The sequence below is a fragment of the Flavobacterium sp. LS1P28 genome (assembly GCF_003970335.1).
Lineage (GTDB): Bacteria > Bacteroidota > Bacteroidia > Flavobacteriales > Flavobacteriaceae > Flavobacterium.
This window is the reverse complement of the sequence record NZ_RYDI01000001.1, coordinates 365,662-383,195: the sequence shown is the minus strand read 5'-3', so window position 1 is coordinate 383,195 and position 17,534 is coordinate 365,662. Positions and strand designations below refer to the sequence as shown.

Sequence of the window (17,534 nt, the reverse complement as noted above, 5' to 3'; positions counted from 1 at the left end):
TTATGATACGCAAAAGGCCCTTGTCACTTCCAGCCACTGATGCTCTATTTTTTAAATAAGAAAAAGAAAAGCAACAGTGGCTAATTTTTTATAATGTAGTATATTGCTTCTCCTAGTGAGCGTGAAATACCCGTACTTTAACCAAACGGTTGCTACTAGAAAAACAGGATGCTATGAAAAGCCAAATACCAAAAAAATAATGTCAAAAGTAAAAACAACTTTTTTTTGCCAAAACTGTGGCGCACAATATGCCAAATGGCAAGGACAATGCAATTCCTGTAAAGAATGGAATACAATAGCAGAAGAAATTATACAGAAACAAGAAAAAACAGCTTGGAAAAGCGAAACTACTTCTAGCAGTAAAGCACCAAAACCGTTACGAATAAACGAAATTGATTCTGCTCAGGAAATCCGAATGGACACGACAGATGGCGAACTAAATCGCGTTCTGGGTGGCGGAATCGTTCCCGGCTCCTTGATCCTTTTAGGTGGTGAACCCGGCATAGGAAAAAGCACACTGTTGCTCCAAATCTCTTTAAAATTACCGTATAAAACTTTATATGTTTCAGGCGAGGAAAGTCAGAAACAAATAAAAATGCGTGCCGAAAGAATCACGCCCAGCGGTGACAATTGCTATATTCTTACCGAAACCAAAACCCAAAACATCTTCAAGCAAATTGAAGCCATACAACCGGAAATCGTGATTATCGATTCCATTCAAACCTTGCATACGGATTATATCGAATCCACTCCCGGCAGTATTTCTCAAATACGGGAAACCACTGCCGAACTAATCAAATTTGCCAAAGAAACTAATATTCCAGTGATTCTGATTGGTCATATCACCAAAGACGGTAACATTGCCGGACCAAAAATCCTAGAACACATGGTGGACACAGTTTTGCAGTTTGAAGGTGACCGAAATCACGTATATCGCATTTTACGTTCGTTAAAAAACCGTTTCGGATCCACTGCTGAAATTGGTATTTATGAAATGCTGGGCAATGGTTTACGCGAAGTTTCGAATCCATCCGAAATACTGATTTCGCATAAAGACGAGGAATTATCGGGAACAGCAATTGCTTCAACTTTAGAAGGCATGCGCCCGTTGATGATTGAAATTCAAGCCTTGGTAAGCACCGCAGTTTATGGAACGCCACAACGCAGCACGACGGGGTATAACGCCAAAAGACTTAATATGATTCTAGCCGTTTTAGAGAAAAGAGCCGGTTTTAGGCTTGGCGCCAAAGACGTTTTCCTGAACATAACCGGAGGAATTTCAGTAGATGATCCAGCGATAGATTTGGCTGTAGTTGCCGCCATTTTGTCCTCGAATGAAGACATTGCGGTCAATAAAGGTTTTTGCTTTGCCGGCGAAGTGGGACTTTCCGGTGAAATACGTCCGGTAAACCGCGTGGACCAACGCATTCAGGAAGCGGAAAAATTAGGTTTTTCGACCATTTTTGTTTCTAAATACAATAAAATTGCATTGAAAAATACCGGAATTAACATTCGATTAGTAGCCAAAATTGAAGATGTGGCGAGTGAGTTGTTTGGATGATATTTGTTGACAAATCTAAAATAACGTTTCTCTTATATATTTAGTGTTGCAACTAATTGTGATTGTTTGGTTTACGACGCAGAAGTTGTAGTCTTGATTTGTTTTCAAATACTCTAAGGGCACGGATTGCAAATCCGTTATCGGGATATAAAAAACCGAAATCCAATTACTAATGGCACTGCTACCGCTAATATCAAAAACTACAACGCAGAAATGTTGTAGTTTTTTTATGTCCTAAAATGGAATAGTATTAATTTTATCCAATCAAAACTATAAAGAAAATTATAAAAAACTCAGCTTTAGTATTATTTTCCTTTTCTTTATGAATAATATTATAAACGCCTTGTATTTTAGATTCTTTTATTTTTAAAACTGTTTATGAAAACCAAAAAACAAAACATAATTCTAGCAACAAAAATACTTTTTGTATTGTTTACCACTATAATTATTGCTTTTTACCTCTTTCGTGATGCCGTTTTACAGCAAACCATTGCAAAAGTTTCCCATGAAATGAAAATGGATTACAACAGTACTTTTACGATAAAAAAAGCTTCTTTTGAAGGATTGTCCGGTCTAAATCTTACTGAAATCATTTTGGTTCCAAAAAATGCCGATACGCTTTTTAAAATTAAAAAATTAAAAACCAGCGTTAATTTGTGGCATTTGATAACCGGCGACCTACAACTTGGTACTTTAGAGGTTCAGAATGGTTTTATTCAATTAGTAAAAAAAGGAAAAAAGGGAAATTACGATGCTTTTTTAAAGAGGGACAATCAAACACCAGTACAAAATGAGAAAAGAGATTACGCTCAATTTGCCTACAGAATCATCTCAAAAGTACTAAATTTAGTTCCAACTGATATGATTCTGAACAATCTTTCGATCCGAATTAACGATAACGAAAAAAAAACAAACATCAATTTCCAAAAATTGCGATTGGTCAACAAGCAACTTGAAACTGCTATTCAAGTGCAAACCAACACCTTTACTCAGCACTGGAAAATTAAAGGATTTGCCGATCCCAGAAATAAAAAAGCCGATATTAGATTCGTTAATATCGACACCGGTGCCATCAAAATGCCGTATTTAGACGAGCGGTTCAACCTAAAATCAAGCTTTGACTCCATTCGTTTGAATATTCAAAACATAGATAAAGACGGTGATGAATTGCATATCGATGGGTTTATGGCTATTGCTAATTTAAAACTCAACCATCCTAAAATCGCCAGCAAAGATGTATTGCTAAAAAACGCCAAATTTGACTACCGTTTTCTTTTGGGTTCTGATTTTATTTCGATTGACAGCACCTCAACAGTTCAGTTAAACAAGATAAAATTTCATCCTTATGTGGCTTATGAAACTGAAAAAGACACGATTTATAAACTCAAAGTGAATATTCCAAAAATGAACGCGCAGGATTTTATCACTTCGCTTCCAGACGGTTTATTTGCCAATTTTCAAGGCATGAAAGCCAGTGGTACTTTTGATTACAAATTGGACTTTGCATTCAACCAAAACAAACCCAATCAACTGGTTTTTGACAGCAAACTAAAAAAAGAAAATCTAAAAATTACAAAATACGGTGAAGCCAACCTGAACAAACTCAATGGCGAATTTGTGTATCGCGCACTTATAAAGAACGTGTTGCAACGTCCGGTTTTAGTGGGCTCTGCTAATCCAAATTTCACGCCACTGGACCAAATTTCACCCTATTTACGAAAGTCGGTTTTGACAACGGAAGATCCTTCTTTCTTTTCGCATCGTGGTTTTATCAGCGAAGCTTTCAAACAATCCATCATCAAAAACATAAAAACTAAAAAGTTTTCCCGCGGCGCCAGTACCATCAGCATGCAATTAGTGAAAAATGTTTTTCTGAGTCGGGAAAAAACTGTTTCCCGTAAACTGGAAGAAATTTTATTGGTTTATATTCTGGAAAACAACCGGATTGTAAGCAAGGAACGCATGCTCGAAGTGTATTTTAATATTATCGAATGGGGTCCAAATGTATATGGAATTGGCGAAGCAAGTCAGTTTTACTTTCAAAAAACGCCTTTGGAATTATCGCTGAACGAATGCTTGTATCTTGCCAGAATTATTCCAAGTCCTAAGAAATTCATGTATCAGTTTAACGATCAAGGGATGTTGAAAGATTTTGCTGTAAAACAAGAGTTGTTCTTAACCAATATTATGTTTCGAAGAGGGCTTTTGACTCCTGAAGACACGATTTACAAGTCCTTACCAATATTGATTTCAGGACCTGCAAAATCTTTTATCAAATTCAAAATACAAGATTCAACACAAATAAAAGTGGATTCTTTATCGGTTGACGATGAATTTGATCTGTAATATTGAAAACAACCCTGTCCAATTTCAAAAATCAGACAGGGTTGTTTCATTTAAGGTGCCGGATCCGGAATCACGGCTTGCACTTCATCAATCGCTTTTAAGATTTCATCCGAAAGTGACACTTGAATGGTATCAATATTTTCTTTTAATTGTTCCAATGTGGTTGCACCAATAATCGTGCTGGTTACAAACAGCTGTTGGGCTATAAATGCCAACGACAATTCCGTCAAGGTCAATCCGTTTTTCTTAGCGATTTCCTGATATAGCCGCGTGGCTTCGGTGCATTGTGGACTGCTATATCTGGAATACTGCGGAAACAATTTGATTCTGGCATTTGGATGCGCTTCGCCAGTAAGGAATTTACCGGACAAAACGCCAAAAGCCATTGGAGAATACGCCAATAAACCAACATTTTCTCTCAAGCAAATTTCAGCGGACCCGTTTTCAAAAAGTCGGTTCAATAACGAATACGGATTTTGAATCGTCTTTATTCTTGGCAGATTATTGTATTTGCTTTCCTCCAGAAAACGCATAATTCCCCAAGGATTTTCATTTGAAAGACCTATGTGATTTATTTTTCCTTCCTTGACAAAACCGTCTAATGCTTCCAGCACATTATGAATATTATCTTCCCAAGCATCGTCTTGCACTTTGAAACCGCGTTGTCCAAAATAATTGGTTTTACGTTCCGGCCAATGCAATTGGTACACATCCAGATAATCAGTTTGCAGGCGTTGCAAACTACTGTCCAATGCAAACTTGATACTGGCGGGCGAAAAATCTAATTTTTCTCTCATGTAGCCAAAATTAGGATTGGGTCCGGCAATTTTGGAGGCCAAAACAATTTCTTCTCTTTTCCCTGTTTTCTTGAACCAGGTTCCAAGGATTTTCTCTGTACTTCCATAGGTTTCCTGACGCCCCGGAATAGAATACATTTCGGCAGTATCAAAGAAATTGACTCCATTTTCAAAAGCATAATCCATTTGTGCGTGACCATCAGCTTCTGTGTTTTGTTGCCCAAAAGTCATGGTTCCAAGGCAAATTTTGCTGACTTTTATATCAGTATTTGGTAATGTTGTATATTTCATATTTAAGGAAATTGTATTTTATTTTCGAAAACAAAGATAAAATTAGTTTGCGGTTACGATTTAGTGTTAACAGAAAATTGACAAAAGTTTACAGGATGTTAAAAAAATAACCGCGAATTCGCAAATTAAAAGCCCTTGAAACGAAAGATAAAATTAGCGAATTAGCGGTTAAGAAAAGGTTCCTTTTTTAAACCATTAAGAGATTAAGCTTCATTAAGAATTCACGCATAATTTTCTTAATTCCTTAATGGTTAAACTTATAAAACTGGAGATTATTTTATAAAATATCCCGTAGAGAACAAAAAAAGGTTCAAAGCATACACTCTGAACCTTTCTATACTTTAACCTTTAAACCTTAATTTATTTCATTCAGCATTTCGGCAATTTCATCTAATCTTGGGGTAAGAATGATTTCGATTCTGCGGTTCTTCGCTTTTCCGTCAGCAGTTGCATTGCTGGCTAGCGGAGAGAACTCTCCTCGTCCTGCGGCGGTAAGACTTTGTTTGTTGATTTTTGAGTTTTCGCTCAAAATAGCTACGATTGCGGTGGCTCTTTTGGTTGATAAATCCCAGTTATCCGCAATTGGTCCAGAAGCTGAAAAAGCATCATCATCCGTATGTCCTTCAATAAGAACGGAGATTTCAGGATTGTCTCCTAAAACTTTACCTAATTCTACTACTGCCTTTTTCCCTTCGGAACCTACTGACCAACTTCCGGAATTGAAGAGCAGTTTGTTCTCCATGGATACGTATACTTTTCCATTTTTTTGTTCGACAGTCAATCCTTTTCCTTCAAAACTATTCAAAGCATTAGAGAGTGTTTCTTTTAGTTTTTTCATGTTGGCTTCTTTGGCGGCGATCAAGTCTTCTAATTCTTGCAAACGCTGGGCACTTTTGCTCAAACGCTCTTGTTCTACTGCCAACGCTTTTGCTTTCTCATCCAATTGGCCTAGCAAATCACGATTTTTCTTCATGTTACTTTGTAAAGCCTCTCCGCTGTTTTTCTCTAAAGCGGCATAGGAATCCTGCAGGACTTCGAGTTTGTTTTGAGCAGCAGCATAATCTGCTTTCAATTTATCAAGTGCTGCTTTAGAAGCACTCAAGTCAGAAGTTAAAGCAGTTCTATCTAAATCCAATTGGTTTTTAGTTTTCAGCAAATCTTCATTTTCGTCCGTTAGGCTTCGGTTTTCCTTTTTGGAATCCGCATACTTGCTTTCTAAGTCATTGTATATTTTTTTTGACACGCAGGATGTTGAAAGTGCCAATACGAGTAATCCTAAGGAAAATTTTTTAATCATTTTAATGGTGTTTATATCGTTTTTATTGTTGTTTTGAAATCAAAAATTTAAATTGCATTCGGATGCCCTAGCCCCGATAGAAGTGAAAATCCTTTTCTCTCGTTTTTTAACGAGAGAAAAGATTGTAGCGGATAGCGGGAAATAGCTCCTCCTTTGGCTGCGCTAAAGATGATTACTCTAATTCTACCAAGACCGGGCAATGATCTGAATGTACGGCATCTGATAAAATAACGGCTCTTTTGAGTTTATGTTTCAAAGAATTGGCAACTAAATTATAATCGATGCGCCACCCTTTGTTATTCCCTCTGGCTCCAGCGCGGTAACTCCACCAGGAATACTGGTGCGGTTCACTGTTGAAATGGCGAAAACTATCGACAAATCCGGACTTTATAAATCCGTCAAGCCAGGTTCTTTCATGGGGTAAAAATCCGGAAACGGTCTTGTTTCTAATTGGGTCATGAATGTCAATTGCCTCATGGCAAATGTTGTAATCGCCACAGATAATCAAGTTTGGCGTTTCTTTTTTGAGTTCATCAATATAATTCTTAAAATCATCCATAAACATGAATTTATGGTCGAGTCGCTCCATATTTGTCCCAGATGGCAGGTACAAACTCATCACGGAAAAATCATCAAAATCAGCCCGAAGATTTCTTCCTTCAAAATCCATGTGGTGAATTCCGGTTCCGTGGACCACATTATTAGGTTTGATCTTTGAAAGAATCGCTACGCCGCTGTACCCTTTTTTAGTGGCTGAATAATAATATTGATACGGATACCCTGCCTTTGCAATAGCCTCCACAGGAATTTGATCCTCAGTGGCTTTGATTTCCTGTAGGCAAATGATGTCCGGATTTGCCTGTTGCAGCCAATCGATAAATCCTTTTGAAATTGCGGCTCTAATTCCGTTGACGTTGTATGAAATAATTCTCATAAAGTGTGTATTTGAATTTCTGTAGAAATAAATAATTCCCAAATGGTATTAGAAATGCATTTTTAGAATCTGTCAGAAAAAATCATGGTGTGTATATAACGATTTCAAATGTAATAAAAAAGTACAAGTTTGACTCAGAAAAATAGAGAAAATGGAGTTTTTTGCTATCTTTGTTTCTTGCTTTAAAAGAAAAAAATTCATGGGTTTAGTAACCGCCAAAGAAGTTGCAAAAGCAATAAATGCTGATAAGTATGGAGTTCTAGGTACCTTCTCAGGATGGATGCTTATGAAGGTGCTAAAGATTTCTACCTTAAACAAAATGTACGACAGAAATAAGCATTTGAAAGATGTTAATTTCCTGAATGGAATATTAGATGATTTACAAATAAAATTTGAAATTCCGGAAGAGGATTTAAAGCGCCTGCCAAAAGAAGGAGCTTACATCACGATTTCAAACCATCCACTGGGAGGAATTGACGGGGTTTTATTATTGAAATTAATGCTGGAGAGAGAACCCAATTTCAAGATTATTGCTAATTTTCTTTTACACCGAATTAAGCCGCTCAAAAAATACATCATGCCTGTGAATCCTTTTGAAAATCATAAGGATGCTAAATCAAGCGTGGTGGGAATCAAGGAAACACTGCGTCATTTAAGCGATGGAAAACCCTTAGGCATGTTTCCCGCAGGCGAAGTCTCTACCTATAAAGATGGTAAGTTAATGGTAGATAAGCCTTGGGAAGAAGGAGCTATCAAAGTAATTAGAAAAGCGCAGGTGCCTGTGGTTCCTATTTATTTTCATGCTAAAAACAGTCGATTATTTTATTTGCTTTCTAAAATAAGCGGGACTTTTAGAACGGCAAAACTGCCTTCGGAAGTCTTTAGCCAGAAACGCCGTGTGATCAAAGTGCGTATTGGTAAACCAATTTCCGTAAGCGAACAAAATGAGCACAAGACTTTAGAGGAATACTCTGAGTTTTTAAGAAAAAAAACGTACATGTTGGCCAATCCTTTTGAGAAAGAAATTCCTTTTTTGCCAACGCCTACTTTAAAAATTCCTAAAAGCCCAAAGACAATTGTCACTGCTGCCAACAGCGAAAAGATGATTGCCGAAGTTGATGCCGCCAGAAATAGCGATTGCCGCCTTTTACAAAGTAAAAATTATGAGGTTTTCTTTTCTGAAGCCACTAAAATTCCAAATATCCTGCATGAAATAGGACGTCTTAGAGAAATCACTTTCAGAGAAGTAGGCGAAGGAACCAATGAGTCTATTGATTTAGACAAGCACGATAAATATTATCATCACTTGTTTTTATGGGATAATGAAGCCCATAAGATTGCCGGTGCGTACCGAATGGGATTGGGTTCAGAAATTTATCCGAAGTATGGAATCAATGGATTCTACCTCAACGATCTGTTTAGGTTTGAGCCCGAATTACATGATATGATGCACAAATCTATCGAAATGGGACGCGCTTTTATCATCAAAGAGTACCAACAAAAACCAATGCCGCTTTTCTTGCTTTGGAAAGGAATTATGCATACCACCTTACGCTATCCCGAACATAAATTTTTATTGGGAGGCGTGAGTATCAGTAATCAATTTTCAGATTTTTCTAAATCCTTAATGATTGAATTTATGAAATCCAATTATTATGATCCGTACATTGCGCAATACATTCATCCCAAAAAAGCGTATAAAGTAAAATTAAAAGATGCCGATAAGGATTTTATTTTTAACGAAACCGAATCGGATTTGAATAAGTTTGATAAAATTATCGACGAGCTGGAACCGGGAAGTTTGCGTTTGCCGGTTTTAATCAAAAAATACATCAAACAAAATGCAAAAGTGGTCGCATTTAATGTGGATCCGTTGTTTAATAATGCCGTAGACGGATTGATGTACATCAGGATTGCAGACATTCCGGAAAGTACCATGAAGCCCGTAATGGAAGAATTCCAGAAAGAATTGGAGCGGAAACTGAGCGAGAAAGAAGATTAATTTCAGAATTACATTAAATAAGTAAGTCGAAAGTTTAAAAGTCGTAAAGTCAAAAGAATTAACTTTAAGTAAAACAACTTTAAATCAGATTGTTACATAATTTTATCCTGATTTTAAAATACGACATTATACTATGGTTATTACTTAGTTGCTAGAAATTTTACAAATCAGCACAAAATTAATTCGTGGCAATTAGTGAAATTTGTGGTAGAAAAATACCCCCAAATAGTGTCTGAATTTTTGGGGACAGTCTAAAACCGGGATTTTTTTATGTTTTAAAACCAAGCCTTTTTACCTACTTGATACATTTGGTAAAACTCCTCGTCAGATTTTGTCAAATAAATTATTCCTTCGATAATACCTAAAATGTATGTCACCGTTCCGCAGGTAAAAAGACTAATTACCAGCCATATTATCCCTTCAGTAGTATACCCCAATAGGAATTTATGAATCGCAAGAGGACCTAAAAGTATCGCTAAAATTCCGGCAGGCAGCTTTTTATTGTTTTGACGAACTGGCAGCGGATTATTCCAATTTTCAATCTTCGAATTTTGCATAAATAATTTGTATTAGATTGTTTTTCAATGGTTAAAAATATAAAAATTATTGAAACACTCTACCAATTGGTTCAAAAATTCGGTTTTATTTCCTCCACTATTCAAAACCCATCCGAATTTTCTAGAGTTACAAACCTCCATAACGCCCACAATTATTACGCCTTCATCTGATAATTTTGCAATAAACGTTCTAAATCATCAACTGTAAAATTTTGCACGAACCGTTTTTCGCTTGGCTTAAAATGATTGGTACCATCCATAAACGGCTGCCATTGGATAGAACAATCCTTCCCATTTTGTCTTTCCACCAAAAAGTAAAACGATACGAATTGGCTTTAAACCAATATGTTATCTTCGCAACAAGCGACGAGTTTTAGGGATTTTTACTTTAAAGAAGAAACTCCAATTCCCGTATTGCGCTGCTACGGCACGACAAATTTTACCTAACTAAGATACTTTGCTTTTATTTTATCAACGATTACTTGTGCCAATCGTTCATGGCTTTCGAAAGTCCAACCGGCAATATGTGGCGTCAGAATTGCGTTTTTGGCTTTCAACAAATACTGAAAAGCCTCTGGTGTGTTTTTATCGTTAAAAAGGGTTTCAAAAGACAACTTCTCATATTCCAGAACATCTAAACCTGCTCCGAGAATTTTCCCGGATTGCATGGCAGTAACCAAATCGGCAGTGACAATATTCTTGCCTCGAGAGGTATTAATAACCCAAAAAGGCTTAAGAAATCCATTGATAAAATCAGCATTCACCATTTTATTTGTTTCAGAAGTCCATGGAACATGCAAACTCACTACATCTACTTTTTGCTGAAATTCTGCTAAGGAAACCTGCTTCGCATTAGCATCACCCACATTTTCCTGAATGTCATAACACAAGACTTCGACATCAAAACCACGGAGTTTTTTGGCAAATGATTTTCCCATGTTTCCGTACCCGATAATTCCAACGGTTTTACCGTCAAGTTCCTGACCGCGATTGCTTTCCCGGTTCCAATGGCCTGCTCGTATCTCGCTGTCAGCTTGATTCAATTTATTAAAAATGGATAAGATCATACCCAAGGTGTGTTCAGCAACAGCGTTTCTATTTCCTTCTGGAGCGGCAATAAGTGTAATGTTTTTAGATTCTGCATGCTCGCAATCAATGCTTTCCAGTCCGGCTCCAACGCGAGCGATGAATTGCAAATTAGTAGCTTTGTCCAAGAATGTTTTGTCAATCTTGAAACGGCTTCGAATCACAACTCCTTGATAATCCTGAATTTTAGCTTCGATTTCTTCTTTTGAAGAAGTAAAATCACTGTGATTGATAAACCCGGATTTTTGCAATTCATTCCACAGTAAGGAATGATTGCTGTCGATATGAAGTATTTTGATGGTCATAATTGCTTTGTTTTTACTACATCAAAGAAACAAAAAAATTACGGTTTATACTTTTAAGAACGGAAATTAGCTTTCAAAAGCTTAAATTTGCAGAATTCCTATTCATCATTTATACTATTAATTATAGAAAAAGAAAAACAACAAATGAGATTAACAAAAACATTCAAAGCCTTTTTTGAAAACGAAAAAGCGGGAGGTCTTTTATTACTCCTAGTTACGATACTCTCTCTTCTATTTGCTAATTCCCCTTTTCAAACTGACTATATTGCCTTTTGGGAAACCAATATCGGCAACCATTCGATCACCCACTGGATCAATGACGGACTGATGACTATCTTCTTTCTTTTGATTGGTTTAGAGCTAGAACGGGAGATCTACAAAGGAGAATTGTCAAGTATTAGAAATGCCACTTTACCTGTTTTTGGTGCTTTAGGCGGGATGATTGTTCCGGCGGGAATTTTTTTACTGCTCAATTTTGGAACTCCCACACAAAATGGTGCCGGTATTCCTATGGCTACTGACATTGCCTTTGCAATTGGAGTTTTATCGCTTTTAGGAAATCGGGTTCCTACCTCGCTGAAAGTATTCCTTACTGCCCTTGCTGTAATTGACGACTTAGGGGCTATTTTGGTAATTGCTGTTTTTTATACAAAAACAATTGCTTTTACCAATCTGTTTATTGCTTTTGCCATTATGGGTGGTTTATTTATCCTGAACAAAAGAAAGGTTCACAACCTTATCCCCTATTTAATTGGGGGTGCTGCTATGTGGTATTTTATGCTGAATTCAGGTGTTCACGCCACAATTACCGGAGTGTTATTGGCTTTTGTCATTCCGTTTGGAGACGGAGGCAAGAAAACATCATCTTATAAATTACAGCATTTTTTGCACAAACCGGTTGCATTTTTGATTCTGCCGCTTTTTGCCATCGCCAATACCAGTATTGCCATTGGTTCTGATTGGTCAGAAGGATTGAATCATACCAATACAATTGGGATCATGCTGGGACTTGTGGTGGGAAAACCTCTTGGAATTTGGCTTTTCTCCTTTTTAGGAGTGAGTTTAGGCATTTGCACGTTGCCCAAAGATTTAAATTGGAAAAAAATAATTGGGGCAGGAATGCTTGGTGGAATTGGGTTCACCATGTCCATTTTCATTACCCTTCTTGCTTTCAAAGAAAGTGGTAAAGAGGTTATTACATACTCTAAAATTGCCATTCTGATTGCTTCTTTTGTTGCTGGTCTGACGGGTTTCTTCTGGTTGAAATATACCTTAAGAAAACAATCTAAAAAAGAGAAAACAGCACTAGTATAAAACATATTGTGATCCTAAAAAGCCTCGTTTAAGCAATTAAACGAGGCTTTTTTATGTTCAATAATTGCTTCTATTTTGAATAACTTATCGCAAAACTATTTTTAAAATCTCTTTTTTTAATAAATAAATAAAGCATGAATGGAATAATCATCACAGGAGAAAATTTTTGAAGTACTGCAAATTGAATAACCAAACCGGTTACCACCATTCCGGTCAGTATTCCGAATCCAAGATTGTACGTAAGACTGGGATTTATGCTCAGTACTTTCGTTTCTCCCGCCTTTAGCACTATCTCTTCTGTTTGAAAAGAAGTCCCATCACCAATTTCTATGGTATGTTTTCCGGGCAAAACACGGTATTCTTTCCGGTTGTTGCTGTAGTTCATTTCACACTCCGTTTTGCTATCAATACGTACTACATAGCGATTGGCTTCATTGTAAATACCACTGCTTTTAGACATTCTGAAAACAATTGTGCTCTGATTCATGTTTTATTTTTTACGGTTTACTATGCAGAAAAATTGTTCTTTAATTATTTACTGCGATTTTTGTTTACTTATTCGTCCAATAATCTACTACGGTAACTTTGTCTGGTGCCGGACTCAAAACAGCCACAAAAGCTTTGTGATCCGGATGAATTAAATATGCATCTCTGTCGGATTTACTGGTGAAAGTCAACACAAAACAATGGGTCAAACCATTATTCAGGTTTTCAGGACTGTTATTAATTCCCCATTCATACGCTTTGATCAATTTGATTTTATGTTCTAAGTTTCCAAAAGCAGTGACTACTTTGTCAATTGCTGCTGCATCTGTACCGGGTTTCCAACCAAACATCACTACATGTTTAAGGATTTGTTTTTGTTCGTCTTTTTGCGCATTCACAGTATAACTTGAAATTAAAATAAGGATTAATAGGAGTAGTTTTTTCATGGTTGTTTTTTTCAAATATAAGATTTATTTGAGTGTTAATACAAATATGAAATGTCAATATTCATCCCTTTTAAGAAAAAAATTGCGCAAAGTCGGAGACGTTTGCGCAGCTTATATAACGAAAAAATTACAAAACTATGCGCCTACCCCTTGATTTGTTTCAAGGATGTTTTGATGCCTCGGATTAGGGACGAACTGAATCCGTGCATTTCCATTTCGTTCAATCCCGCGATCGTGCAACCTTGCGGCGTGGTCACGCGGTCTATTAATTGTTCCGGGTGTACTTTTTCTTCTAGTAGCATTTCGGCAGCACCTTTTACCGTTTGTGCCGAGATGGCTAAGGCGGTTTGCCAGTCAAATCCTATTTCGATACCGGCTTGCATTGAGGCCCGAATGTAGCGCAAGGCAAAAGCGGTTCCGCTGGCCGCCAAAACAGTTGCAGCATCCATTAATTTTTCGTCAATAATAGGAGCGGTTCCCAAATTCTGAAAAAGGGAAACAACATCTTGTGCCTGCTCTTTGTCTTTTTCATGAAACGCAATACAGGTGGCTGAGGCGCCAAACTGTGCCGCTATATTGGGCATGATTCGGATGGCACTATTAGCCGTACCGATTTTGTTTTGCAGATTTTCTATCGACAATCCACTCACTGCCGAGGCGATGATTTTATTAGAAATTACGGGAAGAATTTCGGCCAAAACAGTGTCTACTTGGTATGGTTTGATGGTCAAAATAATGACATCGGCTTCCTGAATCTGATGCATATTATTTGTAGAAACTGTTGCTCCTAATTTTTCAAGATACAGAATGCTGGAGGTGTTTCTTCGGGTTATGGTAACTTGGTCATCTGGCGAAAATTTTGATAATCCTAATGCGATAGAAACTCCTAAGTTTCCTCCGCCAATAATGTGTACTTTCATGCTGGTTGTGGTTTTTCCTCTCCCCTCCAGAAGCTTCGGGACTTTCCAAAAGAAAGCAAGCCGTCTGGAAAAAGTGTTGGTTGTATAGTTATAGATGTATTCGTTTGTTGTTGTATTTCCTATCTATTCTCTTTGTTCTCTATTCTTTTTCTCTTCTCTTACTTCTATCTTAAAACCCTAAAATCATTTTTGCTATCGAAAAATAAATCAAAATGCCACAAATATCATTACTGGTTGTAATAAACGGACCAGTTGCCAATGCGGGATCAATACCAAATTTATCCAGCAATAACGGGATAAAAGTCCCTATTAATGAAGCAATAATAATTACTGAAATTAATGCTACGCAGATAATAACGCCAATTATCATTTCAACATCCAATAGAAAATGACTTCCTAAAAATAATATTGTAGCCAGAATCAATCCATTTAATAAACTTAGGGAGACTTCCTTAACTAATCTATTAAATAGCGATCCGCTCAACGTATTATTAGCCAAACCCTGTACAATAATTGCCGAGGATTGTACACCGACATTTCCTGCCATCGCAGCAATAAGGGGCGTGAAAAAGAATAAATTACCATGTTGCAGCATTGCGCCTTCAAACAATCCCAACACTTTTACGGAGATAAAACCGCCTAAAAGAGCCAAAACTAACCAAGGCAACCGTGCTTTTGTATGTTCAAATATGCTGTCATCTGCCTCAACATCTTGCGAGATACCTGCAGCCAACTGGTAATCCTGATCGGCTTCATCCTTGATTACATCCACAATGTCATCAATAGTGATTCGACCCACTAACCTTCCTAATTCATCTACAACAGGAATAGCTTCTAAATCATATTTCTGCATAATTCGGGCTACCTCAACATCTTCTGTATCTACTTTTACGGAGTTTAATTTCCGGATGTACACATCATTAATTGGGGTTCTGGAAGAAGTGGTCAATAAATCCTTGAGGGATAAACGCCCTTTCAATCGGTCTTCATCATCCACCACATAAATCGAATGGACTCTGGAGATATTTTCGGCCTGAATGCGCATTTCTTTGACACAAGTAAGCACATTCCAATTTTCATTGACTTTTACCAATTCCTTGTGCATGATTCCACCGGCGGTATCTTCGTCATAGCGCAATAAGTCAACAATATCTTTGGCATGTTCTACATCCTGAAGTTCTGATATTACTTCGGCTTTCAAATCTTGTGAAAGCTCCGCTATAATATCAGCTGCATCATTGGTTTCCAGCTCATCTAACTCTTCTGCAATTTCTTTTGGCGAAAGCCTGCTTAATATATTTTCCCGCAAATCATCTTCTAGTTCCAGAAGAATTTCAGCAGTTTTTTCACTGTCTAATACTTTAAAAATATAGGTCGCTTCATTAAAATCAAGCTCATCGAGAATTTCAGCAATATCAGCATGGTGCATATCATTCAATAATACTTCCAGTTGCTGGTCGTTTTTGTTTTGAATGAGTTGCTCTAATTCCTGAATTAATCCTTTGCTGATTTTAAACTCCATCGGCTTCTATTTTTTGGGTGAGTGCTATAAACTGTGCTACATTTAATTGTTCTGGTCGAAGGTTGAAAATTTCATCCTCTCTCAAACTATCCGACAAATTTAAGGTTTTTAAACTATTTCGTAACGTTTTACGTCTCTGCTGAAAAGCAGTTTTCACTACCGTAAAAAACAATTTTTCACCACATGGCAAGCTGTAATCTTTTTTTCTGCGCAAACGTAAAACACCTGATTTTACCTTTGGCGGTGGAATAAAAACATGTTCGTCTACCGTAAATAAATACTCGGCATCATAAAAAGCCTGTACCAAAACCGACAGTATTCCATACGCTTTTGTTCCCTTTTTTTCACAAATGCGTTGCGCCACTTCTTTCTGGAACATTCCGGCAAATTCCGGAATTTGGTGGCGATATTCCAATGTTTTAAAAACAATTTGTGTCGAAATGTTATACGGGAAATTCCCAATGATTGCGAACTGCTTTCCTTCAAAAACTTCGTTAATGTTGTATTTTAGGAAATCTTTAGAAATAATTTTATCTTTTAATTTTGGATAATTTTCGTCTAAATACGTCACTGATTCCGCATCGATTTCAATAACGTAGGTGTTCACCGGTTTATCCAACAAATATTTTGTCAAAACGCCCATTCCTGGTCCTATCTCCAGTACATCATCATACCCTTCTAAGTTCAATGTATCTGCAATGTCTTTGGCAATACTTTCGTCTTTCAAGAAGTGTTGTCCGAGGTGTTTTTTTGCTTTTACTTTTTCCATGTTTGTCTTTGCGAGGCACGAAGCAATCTCACTTTATTGTTAGGTTTATTTTGTCCCTAAGGCACTACTGTATTGTATTAAATATCCAGAAAACTATCGCAAAATCAATATTGCAACTACTTTTTATATCCTATTTTTCCTCGTTCTGGAATGATTTCTTTCTTTTCCATAAGTTCATCTACATATTGAAAAATGAGTACTATGTTTTTTCCCTGATTTTCAATTTTCTTTTTCATTGTTTCAAAATCAATACGTAAATCCGAATTATCAGAGAGCATTTGCCTCGTTTTTGTAAATATCCGCATTATCTGAATATTGGTTTGAATTGCTTTTTCACTATTCAAAACACTCGATAACATTAATACGCCGTGTTCTGTAAAAGCCATCGGAGCATATCGCAAACCCATCTTTTCAGAATTGGAGGTCGCAAATTGCGACCTCCAATTATATTTACTTTTACAATTTGAACTTAATATCGCAATTTCCCATTTCAAGATTTATTATTCCCAAACTGAACACTAAAAAGACGAACACTGAACACTTTTTTAATAATCCGCAATCAATTCTAATTCCGTTCTAAACGCCAGCATTTTGTCTCCAAACAGCTTCGCTCCTTCTTCACGAAAAGCAGGTGCGTCCTCCAGATAATATTTCTCCAAAGTGTCTTTGCTGTCCGTCACATATTGAACGGAATAGGTAACTCCGCCCATTTCTTCTTCAATTAAAACCCGTACCATTCTTGCCGAAGAGAATTTTCCTGTAGCCAGAATTTCTGGAATGTGCTTGTGTTGCATCCAAATCATCCATTGATCGTGCACGCTTTCGTGTATGTTTGTAGTAACGTTGTATAATATCATTTTTTTTGTTTAACTGGTTAATTGTTTTTTCGGTTAATCGGTTA

Annotated in this window: 16 protein-coding genes; 4 read left to right on the top strand and 12 right to left on the bottom strand. The window is 36.9% G+C overall.

The window, feature by feature from the left end:
• Positions 1-199: 199 nt before the first annotated feature.
• Both radA and EKL97_RS01635 read left to right on the top strand, forming a co-directional pair.
• Positions 200-1,561 carry a DNA repair protein RadA gene (gene radA, locus EKL97_RS01640; RefSeq protein WP_126451935.1) on the top strand — a complete coding sequence of 454 codons (1,362 nt, stop codon included), beginning with the start codon at positions 200-202 and terminating at the stop codon, positions 1,559-1,561.
• Between the two features lie 378 nt (positions 1,562-1,939).
• Entirely contained in the window at positions 1,940-3,907 is a 1,968-nt protein-coding gene (locus EKL97_RS01635; protein WP_126457929.1) for a transglycosylase domain-containing protein, read from the top strand.
• A 50-nt stretch (positions 3,908-3,957) separates the two neighbouring features.
• On the opposite strand, the gene EKL97_RS01630 is transcribed toward EKL97_RS01635, so the two are convergent.
• The 3 genes from EKL97_RS01630 to EKL97_RS01620 all read right to left on the bottom strand — a co-directional run bounded on the left by EKL97_RS01630 (position 3,958) and on the right by EKL97_RS01620 (position 7,226).
• The gene (locus EKL97_RS01630) at positions 3,958-4,995 is read right to left on the bottom strand and encodes an aldo/keto reductase (protein ID WP_126457926.1); all 1,038 of its coding nucleotides are present in this window, start codon (positions 4,993-4,995) and stop codon (positions 3,958-3,960) included.
• Between the two features lie 355 nt (positions 4,996-5,350).
• Entirely contained in the window at positions 5,351-6,292 is a 942-nt protein-coding gene (locus EKL97_RS01625) for a flagellar motor protein MotB (RefSeq protein WP_126457923.1), read from the bottom strand.
• A 172-nt stretch (positions 6,293-6,464) separates the two neighbouring features.
• Entirely contained in the window at positions 6,465-7,226 is a 762-nt protein-coding gene (locus EKL97_RS01620) for an exodeoxyribonuclease III (protein ID WP_126457920.1), read from the bottom strand.
• A 199-nt stretch (positions 7,227-7,425) separates the two neighbouring features.
• Here EKL97_RS01620 and EKL97_RS01615 point away from each other — a divergent pair, with 199 nt between their 5' ends.
• On the top strand, positions 7,426-9,228 hold the full coding sequence (locus EKL97_RS01615) for a GNAT family N-acyltransferase (protein ID WP_126457917.1): 1,803 nt from the start codon (positions 7,426-7,428) through the stop codon (positions 9,226-9,228).
• A 275-nt stretch (positions 9,229-9,503) separates the two neighbouring features.
• Here EKL97_RS01615 and EKL97_RS01610 read toward each other — a convergent pair whose 3' ends face one another.
• Entirely contained in the window at positions 9,504-9,785 is a 282-nt protein-coding gene (locus tag EKL97_RS01610; protein WP_126451929.1) for a TM2 domain-containing protein, read from the bottom strand.
• A gap of 443 nt (positions 9,786-10,228) precedes the next feature.
• Positions 10,229-11,176, bottom strand: a complete 948-nt coding sequence (locus tag EKL97_RS01605) for a 2-hydroxyacid dehydrogenase (protein WP_126552966.1) — start codon at positions 11,174-11,176, stop codon at positions 10,229-10,231.
• 144 nt (positions 11,177-11,320) lie between these two features.
• On the opposite strand from EKL97_RS01605, the gene nhaA reads away from it, so the two are divergent.
• A complete protein-coding gene (gene nhaA, locus EKL97_RS01600; protein ID WP_126552964.1) occupies positions 11,321-12,490 on the top strand; it encodes a Na+/H+ antiporter NhaA in 1,170 nt (389 codons plus the stop codon).
• A gap of 70 nt (positions 12,491-12,560) precedes the next feature.
• Here nhaA and EKL97_RS01595 read toward each other — a convergent pair whose 3' ends face one another.
• From EKL97_RS01595 to EKL97_RS01565, 7 genes are all read right to left on the bottom strand, one after another.
• Positions 12,561-12,977, bottom strand: coding sequence for a hypothetical protein (locus tag EKL97_RS01595; RefSeq protein ID WP_126552962.1), 417 nt, complete (start codon positions 12,975-12,977; stop codon positions 12,561-12,563).
• A 64-nt stretch (positions 12,978-13,041) separates the two neighbouring features.
• Positions 13,042-13,422 carry a Dabb family protein gene (locus tag EKL97_RS01590; RefSeq protein WP_126457908.1) on the bottom strand — a complete coding sequence of 127 codons (381 nt, stop codon included), beginning with the start codon at positions 13,420-13,422 and terminating at the stop codon, positions 13,042-13,044.
• 143 nt (positions 13,423-13,565) lie between these two features.
• Positions 13,566-14,342: a pyrroline-5-carboxylate reductase gene (gene proC, locus EKL97_RS01585; RefSeq protein WP_126552960.1), complete on the bottom strand. Its 777-nt coding sequence runs from the start codon at positions 14,340-14,342 to the stop codon at positions 13,566-13,568.
• 169 nt (positions 14,343-14,511) lie between these two features.
• Positions 14,512-15,864, bottom strand: a complete 1,353-nt coding sequence (gene mgtE, locus EKL97_RS01580) for a magnesium transporter (protein WP_126552959.1) — start codon at positions 15,862-15,864, stop codon at positions 14,512-14,514.
• A complete protein-coding gene (gene rsmA / locus EKL97_RS01575) occupies positions 15,854-16,633 on the bottom strand; it encodes a 16S rRNA (adenine(1518)-N(6)/adenine(1519)-N(6))-dimethyltransferase RsmA (RefSeq protein ID WP_126457893.1) in 780 nt (259 codons plus the stop codon). Before rsmA ends, mgtE begins: the two co-directional genes overlap by 11 nt.
• 116 nt (positions 16,634-16,749) lie before the next feature.
• Positions 16,750-17,040 (bottom strand): hypothetical protein, encoded by a 291-nt coding sequence (locus EKL97_RS01570; protein ID WP_126567941.1) that lies wholly within the window; start codon positions 17,038-17,040, stop codon positions 16,750-16,752.
• Positions 17,041-17,178: 138 nt separating this feature from the next.
• Positions 17,179-17,490, bottom strand: coding sequence for a DUF4286 family protein (locus EKL97_RS01565; protein WP_126451918.1), 312 nt, complete (start codon positions 17,488-17,490; stop codon positions 17,179-17,181).
• Positions 17,491-17,534: the final 44 nt, after the last annotated feature.